This window comes from Rhizobium sp. NFR03 (genome assembly GCF_900111275.1).
Taxonomy (GTDB): domain Bacteria; phylum Pseudomonadota; class Alphaproteobacteria; order Rhizobiales; family Rhizobiaceae; genus Ferranicluibacter.
The window spans coordinates 234,643-251,944 of record NZ_FOGR01000002.1; the positions used below are offsets into that span (position 1 = coordinate 234,643).

14 protein-coding genes are annotated in these 17,302 nt (G+C 64.1%); 11 read left to right on the top strand and 3 right to left on the bottom strand.

Annotated features, from left to right (window positions below; translation table 11 throughout):
* Positions 1-2: 2 nt before the first annotated feature.
* Both BSG19_RS06360 and BSG19_RS06365 read right to left on the bottom strand, forming a co-directional pair.
* Positions 3-1,598, bottom strand: coding sequence for a sugar ABC transporter ATP-binding protein (locus tag BSG19_RS06360; RefSeq protein ID WP_092986051.1), 1,596 nt, complete (start codon positions 1,596-1,598; stop codon positions 3-5).
* Positions 1,595-2,251: a DUF2291 family protein gene (locus BSG19_RS06365; RefSeq protein WP_092986053.1), complete on the bottom strand. Its 657-nt coding sequence runs from the start codon at positions 2,249-2,251 to the stop codon at positions 1,595-1,597. The genes BSG19_RS06360 and BSG19_RS06365 overlap by 4 nt, the downstream gene beginning before the upstream one ends.
* 889 nt (positions 2,252-3,140) lie before the next feature.
* On the opposite strand from BSG19_RS06365, the gene BSG19_RS06370 reads away from it, so the two are divergent.
* From BSG19_RS06370 to BSG19_RS06420, 11 genes are all read left to right on the top strand, one after another.
* Positions 3,141-4,793, top strand: coding sequence for an FGGY-family carbohydrate kinase (locus BSG19_RS06370; RefSeq protein ID WP_092986055.1), 1,653 nt, complete (start codon positions 3,141-3,143; stop codon positions 4,791-4,793).
* 10 nt (positions 4,794-4,803) lie between these two features.
* Positions 4,804-6,315, top strand: coding sequence for a glycerol-3-phosphate dehydrogenase (locus BSG19_RS06375; protein WP_092986057.1), 1,512 nt, complete (start codon positions 4,804-4,806; stop codon positions 6,313-6,315).
* A 10-nt stretch (positions 6,316-6,325) separates the two neighbouring features.
* On the top strand, positions 6,326-7,267 hold the full coding sequence (locus tag BSG19_RS06380) for a sugar phosphate isomerase/epimerase family protein (protein WP_092987238.1): 942 nt from the start codon (positions 6,326-6,328) through the stop codon (positions 7,265-7,267).
* Positions 7,268-7,414: 147 nt separating this feature from the next.
* Positions 7,415-8,374 carry a sugar-binding transcriptional regulator gene (locus BSG19_RS06385; protein ID WP_092986059.1) on the top strand — a complete coding sequence of 320 codons (960 nt, stop codon included), beginning with the start codon at positions 7,415-7,417 and terminating at the stop codon, positions 8,372-8,374.
* Positions 8,375-8,520: 146 nt separating this feature from the next.
* Positions 8,521-9,738, top strand: coding sequence for a CHASE3 domain-containing protein (locus BSG19_RS06390; RefSeq protein WP_170865887.1), 1,218 nt, complete (start codon positions 8,521-8,523; stop codon positions 9,736-9,738).
* 47 nt (positions 9,739-9,785) lie between these two features.
* A complete protein-coding gene (locus tag BSG19_RS06395) occupies positions 9,786-11,054 on the top strand; it encodes an arsenic transporter (RefSeq protein ID WP_092986063.1) in 1,269 nt (422 codons plus the stop codon).
* 101 nt (positions 11,055-11,155) lie between these two features.
* Positions 11,156-12,778, top strand: coding sequence for a ribosomal protection-like ABC-F family protein (gene abc-f / locus BSG19_RS06400; protein WP_092986065.1), 1,623 nt, complete (start codon positions 11,156-11,158; stop codon positions 12,776-12,778).
* A 179-nt stretch (positions 12,779-12,957) separates the two neighbouring features.
* Positions 12,958-13,827: a glycine betaine ABC transporter substrate-binding protein OsmF gene (locus BSG19_RS06405; RefSeq protein ID WP_092987239.1), complete on the top strand. Its 870-nt coding sequence runs from the start codon at positions 12,958-12,960 to the stop codon at positions 13,825-13,827.
* A gap of 98 nt (positions 13,828-13,925) precedes the next feature.
* On the top strand, positions 13,926-15,092 hold the full coding sequence (locus BSG19_RS06410; protein ID WP_092986067.1) for an ABC transporter permease: 1,167 nt from the start codon (positions 13,926-13,928) through the stop codon (positions 15,090-15,092).
* Positions 15,089-16,027: an ABC transporter ATP-binding protein gene (locus BSG19_RS06415; protein ID WP_092986069.1), complete on the top strand. Its 939-nt coding sequence runs from the start codon at positions 15,089-15,091 to the stop codon at positions 16,025-16,027. Before BSG19_RS06410 ends, BSG19_RS06415 begins: the two co-directional genes overlap by 4 nt.
* A complete protein-coding gene (locus BSG19_RS06420) occupies positions 16,024-16,827 on the top strand; it encodes an ABC transporter permease (protein ID WP_092986071.1) in 804 nt (267 codons plus the stop codon). The genes BSG19_RS06415 and BSG19_RS06420 overlap by 4 nt, the downstream gene beginning before the upstream one ends.
* A gap of 124 nt (positions 16,828-16,951) precedes the next feature.
* Here BSG19_RS06420 and BSG19_RS06425 read toward each other — a convergent pair whose 3' ends face one another.
* A complete protein-coding gene (locus tag BSG19_RS06425; RefSeq protein WP_092986073.1) occupies positions 16,952-17,194 on the bottom strand; it encodes a hypothetical protein in 243 nt (80 codons plus the stop codon).
* Between the last annotated feature and the right edge of the window lie 108 nt (positions 17,195-17,302).

Consider the following 17,302-nt stretch of genomic DNA (forward strand, 5'->3'; position numbering starts at 1 on the left):
GATCAGTGTGTCCTCGTTTCGGGCGCTTGCCCATCCGATTCATGGCCGCCGGCTTTCTCGCCGGATGCCGCCATGATGCTTTCCTTGGTGACGTCGGAGCCGAACTCGGCCGAGATGCGGCCACGGCGCATGACGACGATGCGGTGCGCGATGCTCAGGCACTCGCCCACTTCCGACGTGGAGTAGATGACGGCGAGGCCCTGGCGGGCCCGCTCGGCAAGCAGTTTGAACACTTCCGACTTCGCGCCGATATCGATGCCGCGGCTGGGCTCGTCGAGCAGCATGACCTCCGGGTTCGTCGCCAGCATCTTGCCGATGACCACCTTCTGCTGGTTGCCGCCCGACAGCGAGCCGATGGGTGCGGCCCCACCATCCGTCTTGATGTGGACCTTGGCGATCGCGTCCGTCACGAGGCCGGCCTCGCTGCGGCGCGAGGTGAAGATGCCCTTTGTGAAGGCGCCGATGCTGGCGAGCGACAGGTTGCTGCCGACTGTCATCGTCTGTACCAGCCCGTCGCGCTGCCGGTCTTCCGGCACGAGCACGAGCCCGTTGTCGATACGCGCTGCAATCGAGAGCCCGGAGACGTCCTGGCCGTGCAGCATGACGCGACCGGCAGACGGTTGCAGCCGGCCGGCCACGCATTCGAGAAGCTCGGTGCGCCCAGCACCCATCAGCCCGTAGATGCAAACGACCTCGCCGGCGCGCACGTCGAGCGAGAGATTGTCGACCACGCTGTAGCCGGCGCCCGAGGCATCCGGCACCGTGAGGTTCTCGATCGACAGCGCGACCGGCCCGAAGGCATAGCCGGTCGGCGGCGCGCCGAGATCGAAGTTCTCGCCGACCATGTTGCGCACGATCCATTCGAGATCGATATCGCTCCGTCCGGCATAGGCCGTCATCGTGCCGTCGCGCAAAACCACGGCGTGATGGGTGATCTGTAGAGCTTCCTCGAGATGATGCGAGATGTAGACGATGGAGACGCCGCGCGCGGTGAGGTCGCGGATGACCTTGAAGAGCACCTCGACTTCGGAGGCGCTCAGCGCCGATGTCGGCTCGTCCATGATGAGGATGCGGGAATTGACCGACAGCGCGCGGGCGATTTCTACGATCTGCTGCTGCCCGAGGCGAAGCTCCTCGACCGGCGTCAGCGGGTCGATCTCCTCTTCCAGTTCCTCCATCAGCAGCCGCGTCTGCCGCTCTTCCTCGGCGTAATCGACACCGGTCGCGCCCATGATCTCGCGGCCCATGAAGATATTGTCGCGAACGTTCATGTTCAGCGCGAGCGACAGTTCCTGATGGATGATCGAGACGCCGCTGTCGCGGGCATGCGACGAGGAGGAGAACGTGACGGGCATGCCATCGAGCACGATCTGGCCGGAGGTCGGCTGAACGACGCCGGAGAGGATCTTCATCAGCGTCGATTTGCCGGCGCCGTTCTCGCCGAACAGCGTGGTCACCTGGCCGCGACGGATCTCGAAATTCACGCCTTTCAGCGCGTGGATGCTGCCATAGGACTTGGTGATATCGCGCGCTTCCATGACGACGGCGCCATGGTCGCCGGATGTTTTGCGGGCTGTGCTTGCGGTGACGGCGTTCATTTCACGGTCACCGCGACCGGTGTCACCAGCCAGTTCTTGGGGTTGATCAGCTTGAAGACGCCGGTGATCTCCACCGTCTTGCCTTCGAGCGCTGCCGGGTCGATGCTGGCCAGCACTTCCTTCTTCATGGCATTGTTCAGTGCCGAGCCGGCATTCTGGTACTCGATCTGGTTGGTGAACTGGCCGAACTCGATCTCTCCGGTCGCGTCGCGCAGCTCTGTGCCGTTGATGGCCGGGCCGGTCTGGACACGCACCACCGTCCCCTCGGGCAAGCCCGGAACGGCGATCGTGTTGGTGCTCGACTTCCGCTCGCCGACCGTGCCGGTGAACTTGACCGGAATGACCGGGCCGGTGCTGGTGGCGACGCCGTACTTCGTGCCGGCCGCAGCCTTGTCGGCGGCAATCGCGCTGCCAAGTTCGGTCGCATCGACCGCGCGACTGACCACGCTGTCGCGGACCTTGGGGAAATTCTCGGCCCCGAACGCTTCCGGCGAGAACACGTCGGCACGCACGTCATGCTCCGAGCCGATCTGCACCACCTTCGTGTCGTAGACCATGGCGCCGACGAGGATCACCGCGAGCGCGGCTGTGATCGCACGACCGCGGGTCAGGAAAGGGGCATTCAGCGATTTCGTATCGGCGACGGTGCTCATGACGAAAGCCTCACATCTGGAAAAGCCTCTCAAGAGAGGCGCAGGGGTCGAGTGGATGCCGCAATTGCCTGCGGCGGCCCGCGACGGATTTACGGGGCGCGGTGTCAGCTCGGAAGATGAATGGCGTGGAGGTGCGTGCCGGAAAGCAGCGCCTGCCGGAAAAGCAGGTGCGAGCGGCGTAACGGGTTCGCGGTGCTGGTCATGACGTCTCCTCCTTCACGCATCCGCCGACGATCTTCCTCCCGCCGGCCTTCATGCTGGGTGATAACAGATGATAGGTCTGTGTTATCAATGAGACGAACAATGATAGAAATATTTTGAGGTGTCAACGGCTGCCGCTTTCGCAAACGCCATATTTGTAAGCGTGTTATATTCGGGAATGAGAAGGAGTATGCGCTCTGCCGTCTACGCAGACGTCATCATGAATGTTTGGCGTCAGGAGAGGGCACGCGCAGCGATTATACCTCTCTTCAAGTTTAAGTATGAAATTAACATACTGAAAGTAGAAGATTTTTTAATGAATCGACATTTGTCTGTGTACTGCATTCTGCCGCCGAGATTGAGCTTTGGGCTTTCCCTGCGGCTGGACCAAGCGCCGGAATTACAAGGTGCTTCATGGCCAGAGCCGCCTCTGCGACGATCTTGACAAACTTCGTTATCTATGAAAAAAAATGCCGACTGCGAAAATTATTTCGATTTTTGTGTGATGTTTGTGAGATATAACCAGCGGTGGCTGATTGGGGCGGGCAACGAGGTCTGCTTCCCGCTTGGTTTCCGGATTGAGAGTCGCCGGCGCTCTTCGGAGGAGGGTTAGCGAGGATGGGAGGATTTCCGATGAGGCCATGTGCAGGGGCGCGAGCGCGGATCTGGGCGCGCGGGAGCCGGCATCATGCGTGACGGTGGAGATATCATCATCGGTATCGATGCCGGGACGTCGGTCATCAAGGCCGTTGCCTTCGACCTTGCCGGGCGGCAACTGGCCTGCGCATCCGTGCGCAACGTCTACGTAACCGGAGACGATGGTTCGGCGACCCAGTCCCTGACGCAGACCTGGGCAGACTGCGTGTCCGCTCTGAAAGGCCTTTCGGAAAAGCTCGATGGACTGCCCGAGAGAACGGCGGCGCTGGCCGTGACCGCGCAGGGCGACGGAACCTGGCTCGTCGGGGCGGATAACCGTCCCGTCGGCGATGCATGGCTGTGGCTCGATGCCCGCGCCGCGCCGACCGTGCGACGCCTTGCAGGCCGCAGCGAGGATCGCGCGCGCTTCGAGGCGACGGGAACCGGGCTGAATACCTGCCAGCAAGGCGCGCAGATGGCGCATATGGACCGGCACCGTCCCGAACTTCTGGATGGCTCTCAGGTCGCCCTGCACTGCAAGGACTGGCTCTACCTGAATCTGACCGGCATCCGCGCCACGGACCCGTCGGAGGCGAGCTTCACCTTCGGCAATTTCCGCACGCGCGCCTATGACGATATCGCGATCGAAAGCCTCGGTCTTGCGCACCGCCGCAACCTCCTGCCGGAGATCATCGACGGCACTCAGGTGCTGCATCCACTGTCCACTGACGCTGCCCGGGCGACCGGACTTCTCGCGGGAACGCCGGTCTCGCTCGGCTATGTCGATATGGTCATGACCGCGCTGGGGGCCGGCGTGCGCACGCGCTCGACGAATGCCGCCTGTTCGACCGTCGGCTCCACCGGCGTTCATATGCGCGCCAAACCGGTGGACGAGGTGCATCTCAATGCCGAGGGTACGGGCTATGTCATTGCGCTCCCAGTGCCCGGCATCGTCACCCAGGTTCAGACGAATATGGGCGCGACGCTGAACATCGACTGGATTTTGCGGCTGGCAGCCGACCTGATGGCGGATGCGGGCCGGCAGGTCGCGTTCTCGGATCTCGTCGGGCGGATCGAGCACTGGCTGGAAACCACGCGGCCCGGCGCGCTGCTGTATCACCCCTATATTTCAGAGGCGGGCGAGCGCGGGCCCTTCGTCAACGCCAATGCCCGCGCCGGTTTCATCGGCCTGTCCACCCGCCATGGCTTTCCCGACATGCTGCGCGCCGTGGTCGAGGGGCTGGGCATGGCGACGCGCGATTGCTACGCGGCTATGGGCGCGATGCCGGAGGAGCTACGGCTGACCGGCGGTGCCGCCCGTTCCCGCGCATTGCGCGGCGTGCTTGCCGCCTCGGTCGATGCGCCCGTTCGCATCTCCGACCGGGAGGAGGCGGGTGCCGCCGGTGCCGCGATGATGGCGGCCGTGGCGCTCGGCGTCTATCCCGCGATGGATGCCTGCATCGATGAATGGGTAAGCCCGCTTCTGGGGCAGGCCGAAGCGCCCGATCCTGATCTCGCCCGTCATTACGACCGGCTTTACCCGGCCTATGTGGCGGCGCGTCAGTCGCTTGCGCCCGTCTGGGAGACACTCAGCGACGAGCATGGGCATGCGAGCCCCGAGCGCGACAAGACGATGGCCGCTCTGGATCTCGCCGACATGACGACACCCGACGACGCATCCCGTCGTTCCGCATCCCACGTTTGAGGAGCCTGACATGACAGAAGCAAAGACGGTCGATCTCTTCGTGATCGGCGGCGGCATCAACGGCGCCGGCATCGCGCGGGATGCCGCAGGCCGCGGCCTCTCGGTCATACTCTGCGAAAAAGGGGATCTGGCAGAAGGCACGTCGTCGCGCTCCGGCAAGCTCGTTCATGGCGGCTTGCGCTATCTCGAATATTACGAGTTTCGGCTGGTGCGCGAGGCGCTGATCGAGCGCGAAGTTCTCCTCAACTCGGCAAGCCACATCATCTGGCCCATGCGCTTCGTGCTGCCCCACAGTCCGGACGACCGCCCCGCCTGGCTCGTCCGGCTCGGCCTCTTCCTCTACGACCATCTCGGCGGTCGCAAGCGCCTGCCCGGCACCCGCTCGCTCGATCTGCATCGCGATCCCGAAGGCGCGCCGATCCTCGACAAATACACCAAGGGCTTCGAGTATTCCGACTGTTGGGTGGATGACGCCCGCCTGGTGGTGCTGAACGCTCTCGACGCGGCCGAGCGCGGAGCGACGGTGCTGACGCGCACCGCCTGCATCAGCGCCCGCCGGGAGGATGGCGGCTGGCGCGTGGAGACGCGCAACGAGCGCACTGGCGAAATTTCGTCCTTCCGGGCGAAGGTTCTCGTCAATGCCGGCGGTCCCTGGGTCAACGATATCGTCGGCCGGGTCGCCGGCTCCAACAGCAGCCGCAACGTGCGCCTCGTAAAAGGTAGCCACATCGTCGTGCCGAAGTTCTGGGACGGCCAACAGGCTTATCTCGTGCAGAACCACGACAAGCGGGTCATCTTCATCAACCCTTACGAGGGCGACAAGGCGCTGATCGGCACCACCGACATCCCCTATGAAGGCCGTCCGGAAGAGGTGAAGCCCGACGAGACGGAAATCGATTACCTGATCGCCGCCGTGAACCGGTACTTCAAGGAGAAGCTGCGCCGCAGCGATGTGCTGCACAGCTTCTCCGGCGTCCGCCCGCTCTTCGATGATGGCAAGGGAAACCCGTCCGCCGTCACGCGCGACTATGTCTTCGAGCTCGACGAGACCGGCGGCGCGCCGATGCTCAACATCTACGGCGGCAAGATCACGACGTTCCGCAAGCTTTCCGAGCATGCCATCCAGAAGATCGCCGGCTTCTTCCCGAACATGAAGGGCGACTGGACGCGTGGAGCGACGTTGCCCGGCGGCGAAATCCCGAATGCCGACTATGTGCAGTTTGCCGAGCGGATGCGCAGCGACTACCCCTGGATGCCGCGCGCGCTGGTCAACCATTACGGTCGCCTCTATGGCGCCCGCGTCAATCGCATCGTCAAGGGCGTAACATCGCTCGAGGGGCTCGGCCGCCACTTCGGCGGACAACTCTACGAGGCCGAGGTGCGCTATCTCGTCGCCAACGAATGGGCGGAGACCGCCGAAGACGTGCTCGTGCGCCGCACCAAGCAGAACCTGCATCTGACGGAAGCCGAGCGGGCGGCGTTTGCGGACTGGTTCGACGCGCATGTCGCGCTGGCCGCCTGAGGGATCGATCATGAAGCTGACCCTGTCGCTCAACACCAATCCGCTGGTCAACCGGTTCGCAGAGCCGGACGATCTGATCGATACCGTGGCGTGTGAGCTGAAGATCCGGGATCTGCAGCTGACGCACGAGTTCATCAATCCGAGCTGGCCCGCGCCCGTCATCCGCCGCCTGACGCGGGAGATGCAGGCCGCTCTCACGCGCACCGGCGTGCGCGTCACCTCCGGCATGACGGGCCCCTACGGACGCCTCAATCATTTCGGCCATCCCGACAGGGACGTGCGGCGCTATTATATCGACTGGTTCAAGACCTTCGCGGATATCACCGCCGATCTCGGCGGCGTCTCTGTCGGCACGCAGTTCGCGATCTTCACCTATAAGGATTTTGACGACGCCGCCCGGCGCGAAGAGCTCGTCAAGATCGCCATCGACTGCTGGGCCGAGGTTGCCGAGCATGGTAAGGCGGCAGGTCTCGACTACATCTTCTGGGAGCCGATGAGCGTCGGGCGCGAGTTCGGCGAAACGATTTCGGAATGCATTCGCCTGCAAGACCGGCTGACGGCAGCGGATATGGCCATTCCCATGTGGATGATGGCCGATATCGACCATGGCGACGTGACCTCGCCCAATCCCGACGATGTCGATCCCTATGCCTGGGCGCGCGCGGTGCCGAAGCTTTCGCCGATCATCCATATCAAGCAGAGCCTGATGGACAAGGGTGGCCATCGGCCGTTCACCGCAGAGTTCAACGCCCGTGGCCGGGTGCATCCCGAGCCGCTGCTGAAGGCTCTGGAAGAGGGGGGGGCCGAGAACAACGAGATCTGCCTCGAGCTGTCCTTCAAGGAGCGCGATCCGAACGATCGGCAAGTGATCGAACAGATCGCGGAAAGCATCGCCTTCTGGGCGCCGCATATCGACACGGGCGCTGCCGCCCTCAACATCTGGCATGCCTGATGGTTGTAGCGGCGTGAACTGAAAAGACGTGCGAGCAGGCGGAACGCGGTGTATGGCGGATGTGCGGGCGAAACGGATCGGCCTACGGCAGGACGTTGGCGACCAGAAGCCTCGATAGAACGCCTGACAGGACACATGACAGGACACATGGCAGGAAACCGACGCCCCATCGATCCAGAGGAATCGCTCGCAACACGCGCCGCCTGGCTGCACTATGTCGGCGGCATGACACAGGCGGCCGTTGCCAAGATGCTCGGTCTGCCCTCCGTCAAGACCCACCGGATGATCGCCCGTGCCGTGGCCGACGGCATGGTCAAGGTCACCATCGATGGCGACATCGTCGAATGCGTCGATCTCGAGGCCCGCCTCGCCGAACGTTACGGCCTCGAATATTGCGAAGTCGCGCCCGACATGCGCGAGGAGGGCTTGCCGCTGCGGGCGCTCGCCTATGCCGGCGCGTCCTACCTGCGGCGGGAGATCGAGCGGGGCGAGCACCGGATGATCGGCCTTGGCCACGGCCGCACGCTGGCAGCCGCCGTGCGCCACATGCCGCGCCTTTCCGCCACCACGGTCTCGTTCGTGTCCCTTCTCGGCGGCGTGACCCGCAACTATGCCATCAATCCGCATGACGTGATGCACCAGATCGCGGAGAAGACGGGCGCGACGGCCTATGTCATGCCGGTTCCCTTCTTCGCCAACACGGCGGAGGATCGCGAGGTTCTCCTTGCCCAGCGCGGCGTCGGCGAGGTCTTCGCGCTCGCCGAAGGCGCCGACCTCAAATTCGTCGGCATCGGCACGGTGGAACCCGCAGCCCAGCTGGTCGCCTCCGGCATGATCGAGCCGCGCGAGATCCGCGAGATCTCCGGCAACGGTGCCGTTGGCGAATTGCTCGGACATTTCTTCGATGCCCGCGGCCGCCTGCTCGAAACCATGCTGACGGCCCGCACGCTCTCGGTCTCGTTTCATTCCGCAAAGGCCGACCGCATCGTCGCCATCGCCGGTGGTCCGGGCAAGGTGGAGGCTATCCGCGCCGTTCTCACCAGCCGCCGCCTCTCCGGCCTCATCACCGACGAGCGCACCGCGCAGGCCCTGCTCGACGGCGCGTGACATCTATTTGCCTTCATGTGAGGAAATGTTGGAAAAGCGATCCTTTATAAATACGCGGCGGGCGCTTCCCATTCCCCGTCACGAACACATCTATGCAATCACGCGGGGCCACATGGCACGCCCGTGACACTGCTGCGCGAGGGACCATGGCCAGACCGACGGTGAACAAGTTCCTGCTGCAGGCGCGCAACGAAGTGCGCCAGAGCGCGGGGATGATCATCATCGCCATGCTCTTCGTCGCCTTCGCCTCCATCGGTGCCTCCGTCCTCCTGTCCAAGCGCGAGCGCGAGGCGCAGGAGGCCATCGCCCACACGATCGGCAACGAGCGGCGGATCTCCACCCTGCAATCGCTGCTGCAGGATGCCGAGATCGGCCAGCGCGGCTACCTGATCACGCAGGACCGGGCTTATCTGGAGCCCTATGAGGCCTCGATCGCGGAGATCGACCGCAAAATGGAGGAGCTTGCGTCCGGGCTTTCCGACAATACGCGTCAGGATGCCAATGTCGCCGTCCTGCGCTCGCTGATCGTCCAGAAGCTCTCCGAGCTGCGTCAGAGCATCGACCGTCAGCGCGAGGGCGACACGGCAGGGGCGCTTGCCATCATGAAAACCGGCCAGGGCAAGATGCTGATGGACGGCGTGCGCAACGCGCTGAAGACCATGCGGGCCGAGGAAAGCAATCAGCGCATGCAGCGCGTGGCCGACGCCCGTCAGGCCGGCGCCCGCATGGAGATGGTGGTGTTCGCGCTGGCGCTGCTCACGGCCGTCTTCGCGCTTGTGGCCGTGCGCGCCACCGCCCGCCGCGCTCGCTCCGCCGAACTGACTCGCGACGAACTGCTCTCGCGTCTCGATCGTCGTCTCCTTGCGATCATGGCGGCCGATGTCGTCGGTTACTCCCGCCTGATGGAGGGCGACGAGACACGGACGCTGGCAAGTCTCAAGATCGTGCGCGACCGGATCGATCCGATCATCGAACGTCACAGCGGGACGATCGTGACCACGGCGGGGGACAGCGTTCTCGCCGCCTTCGCAAGCGCGCTCTCGGCCATCGACTGCGCGATCGAGATCCAGCAGGCGATGGCGGAGGCGAATGCCCGGCTGGAAGAGGATGCGCAGCTGATGTTCCGGATCGGCATCAATGTCGGCGATGTCGTGGTGCAGGATGGCGATGTCTTCGGCGATACGGTCAATGTCGCCGCGCGGCTGGAAGCGCTGGCCGAACCCGGCGCCATCTGCATTTCCCGCACCGTGCGCGATCATGTCCGCAAGCAGCGTCCGCTGACCTTTGACGATCTCGGCTTTCAGCATGTGAAGAACATCGCCCAGCCGATCAGCGCCTTTCGCGTGCGAGCCCAGGCGGTATAGAAGGCCTCCTGCCGTCCGTCTCAACCCGTCAACACAGCCGGAAATCCATGCTTTCTCCCGTTACGCTCACCTGGGGCATCTCAGCCCTTGCCGTCGCCGGTGTCATCACCCGGCCGTTCCGCCTGCCGGAGGCCGTCTGGGCCGTGGCTGGCGCCGCGGTCATCGCGGCACTCGGGCTCATGCCCTTGTCGGCGGTCTGGAACGGCATAGCGCGTGGCCATGACGTCTACCTGTTCCTCATCGGCATGATGCTGTTGTCGGAACTTGCGCGCAAGGAAGGCCTGTTCGACTGGCTGGCCGCTATCGCGACACGGCATGCGAAGGGCTCGCCGAAGCGGCTGTTCTTCCTGATCTATGCTGTCGGCGTCCTCGTCACGGTGTTCCTTTCCAACGACGCCACGGCTGTGGTGCTGACACCGGCCGTCTATGCCGCCACGCGGGCGGCGAAGGTTGCCAATCCGCTGCCCTACCTGCTGATCTGCGCCTTTATTGCGAACGCCGCGAGCTTCGTGCTGCCGATCTCCAATCCGGCCAACCTCGTCATCTTCGGCGGCGGCGAGATGCCGCCGCTCGGGGAGTGGCTGCGCACCTTCACGCTTCCCTCCATCGTGGCGATTGTCGTGACCTATGCGGCGCTTGCCTTCACCCAGCGCCGGGCCATTGCTTCGGAAACCGTCGCGGCCGATGTGCCGACGCCGATCTTGTCGCCCGCCGCCCGCGTCGCAGGCATCGGTCTTGCCCTGACGGCCATCGGCCTCGTTATCGTCTCCGCGCTCGATCTCGATCTCGGTCTGCCCACCCTCATTGCCGGTATCGCCACGACCCTCCTGATCGTCGTCGTCAATCGCGAACCGCCCATCGAGGTCATCAAGGGTATCTCGTGGAGCGTGCTGCCACTGGTCGCCGGTCTCTTCGTCATCGTGGAAGCGCTCGATGGCACCGGCCTCGTCGGCATGCTGGGCGATCTTCTCGCCCGTAACGCGGCGACATCGCCCGCATGGACGGCCGGTGTTGCCGGCGTCGGCGTCGGCTTTGCGGCCAACCTCGTCAACAACCTGCCGGCAGGGCTCTTTGCCGGCAGCGCCGTGCAGGCCGCCGGCGCGCCCAGCCTTGTTGCCGCGGCCATCCTCATCGGCGTCGATCTGGGCCCCAATCTTTCCGTCACCGGCTCGCTCGCCACCATCCTCTGGCTGACGGCCTTGCGTCGCGAGGGCATCGAGGTCGGCACCTGGGACTTTCTCAAGCTCGGGACGGTGGTGATGATCCCGGCGCTCCTCCTCTCCATCGCCACGCTTATCGGCGTATCGCTCTTGTAAGGCTTCACGGGAGGAGAAGCGTGCGCTGCAGCAAAAAGCCGGGACAACAGGGCCATCCCGTGCCATAAGGCGACCCGCAACGCAGCCGGGCCCGACCGATCATGATCCGCATCGAAAACATCTCCAAGCAGAACAGCCACCGCCTTCTTTTCATCGAGGCTTCGGCCGCGCTGAACAAGGGCGAGAAGATCGGCCTCGTCGGCCCGAACGGCGCCGGCAAGACGACGCTGTTCCGCATGATCACCGGATCGGAACTGCCCGACGAAGGGCAGGTTGCGACCGAGAAGAACGTGACGATCGGCTATTTCAATCAGGACGTCGGCGAGATGTCCGGCCGCAGCGCCGTGGCCGAAGTCATGGAGGGCGCCGGCCCCGTCAGCATCGTTGCGGCCGAATTGCGCGACCTCGAAGCGGCCATGTCCGACCCCGACCGCATGGACGAAATGGACGCGATCATCGAGCGCTACGGCGAGGTGCAGGCGCGCTACGAGGAACTGGACGGCTACGCGCTGGAGGGGCGCGCCCGCGAGGTGCTCGACGGCCTCTCCTTCAGCCAGGAGATGATGGACGGTGACGTCGGCAAGCTCTCGGGCGGCTGGAAGATGCGCGTGGCGCTTGCCCGCATTCTCCTGATGCGGCCCGATGTCATGCTGCTCGACGAACCGAGCAACCATCTGGATCTCGAAAGCCTGATCTGGCTCGAAAGTTTCCTGAAGACCTATGACGGCGCGCTGCTGATGACGTCGCACGACCGCGAATTCATGAACCGCATCGTCAACAAGATCATCGAGATCGACGGCGGTTCGCTCACCAGCTATTCCGGCGACTACGGTTTCTACGAACAGCAGCGGGCGCTGAGCGAAAAGCACCAGCAGGCGCAGTTCGAACGACAGCAGGCTATGCTTGCCAAGGAAATCAAGTTCATCGAGCGCTTCAAGGCGCGTGCGTCCCATGCTTCGCAGGTGCAGAGCCGCGTCAAGAAGCTCGAAAAGATCGACCGCGTGGAGCCGCCGAAGCGCCGGCAGACGGTGGCCTTCGACTTCCTGCCCGCGCCGCGCTCGGGCGAAGACGTCGTCAATATCAAGCAGGTCCACAAGGCCTACGGGTCGAGGACGATCTATGACGGGCTCGATTTCATGGTCCGCCGGCGCGAACGCTGGTGCATCATGGGTATCAACGGAGCGGGGAAATCCACGCTTCTAAAGCTCGTCACGGGCACGACGACACCCGACAAGGGAACCGTCACCGTCGGCGCCAGTGTCAAGCTCGGCTATTTCGCACAGCATGCGATGGATCTGCTCGATGGCGAGAGCACCGTTCTGCAATGGCTGGAGGAGCAGTTTCCGAAGGCCGGTCAGGCGCCGCTCCGAGCCCTGTCGGGTTGCTTCGGATTTTCCGGGGACGACGTGGACAAGCGCTGCCGGGTTCTCTCGGGCGGCGAAAAGGCGCGCCTCGTCATGGCCGCCATGCTGTTCGACCCGCCGAATTTCCTCGTGCTCGACGAGCCGACCAACCATCTCGACCTCGATACCAAGGAAATGCTGATCAAGGCACTGTCGGCCTACGAGGGCACGATGCTTTTCGTCTCGCACGATCGTCATTTCCTGGCGGCGCTTTCCAACCGGGTGCTGGAGCTGACACCGGATGGTATCCATCAGTATGGCGGCGGATATACCGAATATGTCGAGCGAACGGGGCAGGAGGCTCCCGGCATACACGTTTAGGCTGCGCGAAACGAACCGGTCGCATTTTGCCGTGGGGCCGCTCTACTTTTCCGCCGAAGTCGCCACATATGGCAGCCTATGCCGCGACGATCACCGCCATCGCGTGGACGATAGTGTGTCACAAGGGGAGAATTCGCGTGCAGTTCAAGTCTACACTCATTGCGGCTGCAGTCGCTGCCATGTCGTTTGCCGCAACAGCTCAAGCTCAGGTCGTGGTTTCATCCAAGATCGATACCGAAGGCGGCGTTCTCGGCAACATCATCCTGTCCGTTCTGAATGCCAACGGCATCAAGACGACGGATCGCGTACAGCTCGGCGCGACGCCCGTGGTACGCAAGGCAATCACATCGGGCGAGATCGACATCTATCCGGAGTATACGGGCAATGCCGCGTTCTTCTTCGAGAAGGCCGAAGATCCCGCCTGGAAGGATGCCGCCAAGGCTTATGAAGAAGCCAAGAAGCTCGACTACGACGCCAACAAGATCGTCTGGCTGACCCCGTCGCCGGCCAACAACACCTGGGCCGTGGCGATCCGCAAGGATCTCGCCGATGAATCCAAGGTCAAGACCTTCTCCGACTTCGGAAAATATGTCGCCGACGGCGGTACGGTGAAGCTTGCGGCGTCCTCGGAATTCGTGAACTCCGCCGCCGCTCTGCCGGCCTTTCAGACCACCTATGGCTTCACCCTGAAGCCGGATCAGTTGATCACGCTTTCGGGCGGCGACACCGCGGCGACCATCGCGGCGGCCGCCAACCAGACGAACGGCGCTAATGCTGCCATGGTCTACGGCACGGATGGCGGCATCGCACCGTCTGGCCTCGTGGTGCTGGAAGACGACAAGGGCGTACAGCCCGTCTACCAGCCCGCTCCGATCATCCGCGAAGCCGTGCTGAAGGAGAATCCGCAGATCGAAACACTTCTGAAGCCCGTCTTCGAGAAGCTCGACCTCGTGACCTTGCAGGATCTGAATGGTCGTGTGCAGGTGGGCGGCGAGCCGGCCAAGGCCGTGGCGGAGGACTTCCTGAAGAAGAACGGCTTTCTGAAGTAAGCGCACCGCCGGGCGCCTGTGGCTCCCGGCGTCTCCGCCTTCTACCGGCGCCCGATCACATCCGCGGCGCCGGATATCTTCCAAACGTCAGGAGAGGCATGCGCAATCGCTTCGACAAGCTCGGCGTCATGATCGCCATCCTCCTTGGCATCGGCATGGCCTGGGCGCCGTTCGCGACCTTTCGTGCCAATCGCATCGTGCCCGGCAGCCCGCGCTCCATTCTCGAAGCTTTGCCGCCCGCCTGGGGCGCAGCCCTGCTGGTCGCGCTCGGCCTGGCGGCCATCTTCACCATCCTGAGGACGCCAGCGGCCGCAAGGCTGGCCGGAGCCGCCATCTGTCTCATCGCGTTGATGCTGCTGATCGGCATGGCGGGACGTTTCCTCACCCCCGAGGGGAATACCTATGCGCGGGTCTCCCCGGCATCCGGCTTCTGGACGCTTCTCTTCGCCTTCCTGCTGCTTGCCGCCGATGCCATCACGCGCATGAAGCCGAAGCCCGCGGTGAGGGTGCTTCTGCTGGTCGTAACGCTGAGTGGCCTTGTCGCCATCCTTGCCTCCGGCCGATGGGACTCCCTGTCGCTTCTCAAGGAATATTCCGGGCGGGCGGATGTCTTCTGGAGCGAGGCGGGAAAGCACGTGACGCTTGCGATCGGCTCGCTTCTCGCATCCGTCATCGTCGGCTTGCCCCTCGGCATCCTCTGTCACAGGGTGCGCCCGTTGCGGGCAGGTGTTCTGAACGTTCTCAATCTCATCCAGACGATACCCTCGATCGCCCTCTTCGGCCTTCTCATCGCGCCGCTTGGCTGGATCGCGGTCAATGTCCCCGGCGCTTACGCGATCGGCGTGCGCGGCATCGGTGCTGCACCCGCCTTCGTCGCGCTGTTCCTGTACTCGCTGCTTCCCGTCGTCGCCAACACCGTGGTCGGTCTGGCGGGCGTGCCCCGCGAGGCGAACGAGGCGGCACGGGGCATAGGTATGACGGGTGCGCAACGCCTGCTGCGGGTGGAGTTTCCGCTGGCCCTGCCGGTCATTCTCACCGGCATCCGCATCGTTCTCGTCCAGAATATCGGTCTTGCGACCATCGCGGCGCTGATCGGCGGCGGCGGCTTCGGCGTCTTCGTCTTCCAGGGTATCGGCCAGACCGCCATGGATCTGGTGCTGCTCGGCGCCGTTCCGACCGTGCTCCTGGCCTTTTCCGCAGCCATCATCCTCGATGCCCTCATCGACATCAACGCGCCGCTCAACCGCGCAGGCAGGACGACATGATCGAGATCGACGGCATCACCAAGCGCTATGGCGACAATACCGTCGTCAACAATGTCACGATGACCATCAATCCGCGAACCGTAACGGTGATCGTCGGCACGTCCGGCTCCGGCAAGACGACGCTGCTGCGCATGATCAATCGCCTCGTCGAGCCGACCTCGGGCACCATCCGCCTCGATGGCGAGGACAACCGTTCGGTTCCCGGTTTCGAGCTGCGCCGCCGCATCGGCTACGCTATTCAGGGGCATGGCCTGTTTCCGCATCGTACGGTCGCCGAAAACATTGCGACGGTGCCGGTGCTGCTTGGCTGGGATAGGGGGCGCATCAAGGCAAAGGTGGCGGAGTTGCTGGCGTTGTTCCAGCTCGATCCCGATACCTTCGCCGACCGCTTTCCGCATGAACTCTCCGGCGGACAGCAACAGCGTGTCGGCGTTGCGCGGGCGCTTGCCGCAGAGCCGAACGTGCTCCTCATGGACGAGCCCTTCGGCGCGCTCGATCCCATCATCCGCGCCAAGGCGCAAGAGGACCTGCTGGCGATACAGCGGCTGCTCGGCACGACCATCATTCTCGTGACGCACGACATGGAGGAGGCATTCCACCTCGCAGACCGCATCGCCGTGATGGACAAGGGCGAGCTGGTGCAGTACGGGCCGCCAGCCGAACTGGTCGAGCGCCCGGCGACGGATTTCGTCGAGACCCTGATCGGCGCGACCGAGCGCCCGTTCCGGATGCTGTCGATCGAAACAGCGGGCGCCGCTGCGGAACCTGGCGAGGCGCAGGGCAGAGCCATCGCCGCCGCGACGACGCAGCGGGATGCGCTTGCAGAACTTCTGTGGAGCGGCCGCGACGCGGCACCGGTTGCGGGCGCCGACGGTCAGCCCATCGGCCGGATCACGCTCGACGGGCTGGTGCGGCGCGCAGCGAGGCGCCGATGACGATCTCCCGATCGACGCTTCATCACGCCGCAGCGGATCGATCTGCAGCAGGTTCGCGGGCAAGGTCCTGGGTTCCGCTCGCCCTGCGGGCGCTGCTGCTCGTCGCGCTTCTCACCTTCCTCATCGCCCCCTCGATTTTCGAGCCGATCCTGAAGCCGCTCGTGCAGGACAACGCACCGGCCATCTACAATCAGGGGAGCCTCTTCACGCTGACGCTTCTGCACCTGCGCATCGTTGCCATCGCGACGACGGCCGCCATTCTGGTGGCGGTTACGCTGGCCATTCTCGTGACGCGGCCGTTCGGGGCGGAGTTTCTTCCCCTGTCGCGCAGTCTTGTGAATGTCGGGCAGACCTTTCCGCCGGTCGCGGTCCTCGCACTGTCGGTGCCGGCCCTTGGCTTCGGGGAAAAGCCGACGCTGGTGGCGCTCTTTCTCTACGGCTTGCTACCGATCTTCGAGAACACACTGACGGCACTGACGACCCTGCCGCCGGCCGTGATGGAAGCGGCGAGGGGCGCCGGCATGACGAACCGCCAGCGCCTGTTTCGCGTGGAGCTTCCGCTTGCGGCGCCCGTCATTCTGGCGGGGATCCGGCTGTCCATCACCGTCAGCCTTGCCACCGCGACCATCGGTTCCACGGTTGCGGCGCGAACGCTGGGCGAGGTCATCATCGCCGGCCTCCAGTCCAACAATCTCGCCTTCGTCCTTCAGGGCGGCCTCATCGTCGGGGCACTTGCGGTTCTGATCTATGACGGTCTCTCGGCCCTTGAAGCCCGCCTTCGCCGCCGCGCCGGCCTCTGATCGACAACGGGCTCCGCTCTGCAAAGCACGTTCGGACGTCCTGACACGAAAGCCCCGGCAAGGGCCGAGGCAATCATAGCCCGTTCGTGTGCATCTCCGGTCGAAGCGGCAGGGCTACGGTTGGTCAGTGAGCGCGCTGCCTCTGCAGGCCGGGCTCCGGGAAGGAAAGACCATCATAGGTACTGTCGCCTTCCTGCAGAACCGAGCGCAGGGCAAGATCGAGGCAATGCACGGCATTTTCCATATTGAGGTCGATCGCATTCTGCCGGGCGAACACGATCAGTCGGGCAAGCGCCCGTACTTCCTCAGGGTCTCGCTCTGCGTGAGCGACGTCGATCTGTTCCGCATGCGGGTTGCTGAGTGTCATGTTCCAAGCCGTTCCGTTGTCCCGGAATGACTGTAGAGGCTGACGCAAGGAATCGCGCGTGACACAGCCGTGACATGGAAAGCGTGACCTGACATCAGCCCCTGAAGG

Bases quoted from the DNA above. Each gene is read 5' to 3' on its own strand.
- BSG19_RS06360 (WP_092986051.1), bottom strand. From the start codon at position 1,598: ATGAACGCCGTCACCGCAAGCACAGCCCGCAAAACATCCGGCGACCAT.
- BSG19_RS06380 (WP_092987238.1), top strand. From the start codon at position 6,326: ATGAAGCTGACCCTGTCGCTCAACACCAATCCGCTGGTCAACCGGTTC.
- abc-f (WP_092986065.1), top strand. From the start codon at position 11,156: ATGATCCGCATCGAAAACATCTCCAAGCAGAACAGCCACCGCCTTCTT.
- BSG19_RS06370 (WP_092986055.1), top strand. From the start codon at position 3,141: ATGCGTGACGGTGGAGATATCATCATCGGTATCGATGCCGGGACGTCG.
- BSG19_RS06385 (WP_092986059.1), top strand. From the start codon at position 7,415: ATGGCAGGAAACCGACGCCCCATCGATCCAGAGGAATCGCTCGCAACA.
- BSG19_RS06415 (WP_092986069.1), top strand. From the start codon at position 15,089: ATGATCGAGATCGACGGCATCACCAAGCGCTATGGCGACAATACCGTC.
- BSG19_RS06425 (WP_092986073.1), bottom strand. From the start codon at position 17,194: ATGACACTCAGCAACCCGCATGCGGAACAGATCGACGTCGCTCACGCA.
- BSG19_RS06420 (WP_092986071.1), top strand. From the start codon at position 16,024: ATGACGATCTCCCGATCGACGCTTCATCACGCCGCAGCGGATCGATCT.
- BSG19_RS06405 (WP_092987239.1), top strand. From the start codon at position 12,958: ATGTCGTTTGCCGCAACAGCTCAAGCTCAGGTCGTGGTTTCATCCAAG.
- BSG19_RS06365 (WP_092986053.1), bottom strand. From the start codon at position 2,251: ATGAGCACCGTCGCCGATACGAAATCGCTGAATGCCCCTTTCCTGACC.
- BSG19_RS06395 (WP_092986063.1), top strand. From the start codon at position 9,786: ATGCTTTCTCCCGTTACGCTCACCTGGGGCATCTCAGCCCTTGCCGTC.
- BSG19_RS06410 (WP_092986067.1), top strand. From the start codon at position 13,926: ATGCGCAATCGCTTCGACAAGCTCGGCGTCATGATCGCCATCCTCCTT.
- BSG19_RS06390 (WP_170865887.1), top strand. From the start codon at position 8,521: ATGGCCAGACCGACGGTGAACAAGTTCCTGCTGCAGGCGCGCAACGAA.
- BSG19_RS06375 (WP_092986057.1), top strand. From the start codon at position 4,804: ATGACAGAAGCAAAGACGGTCGATCTCTTCGTGATCGGCGGCGGCATC.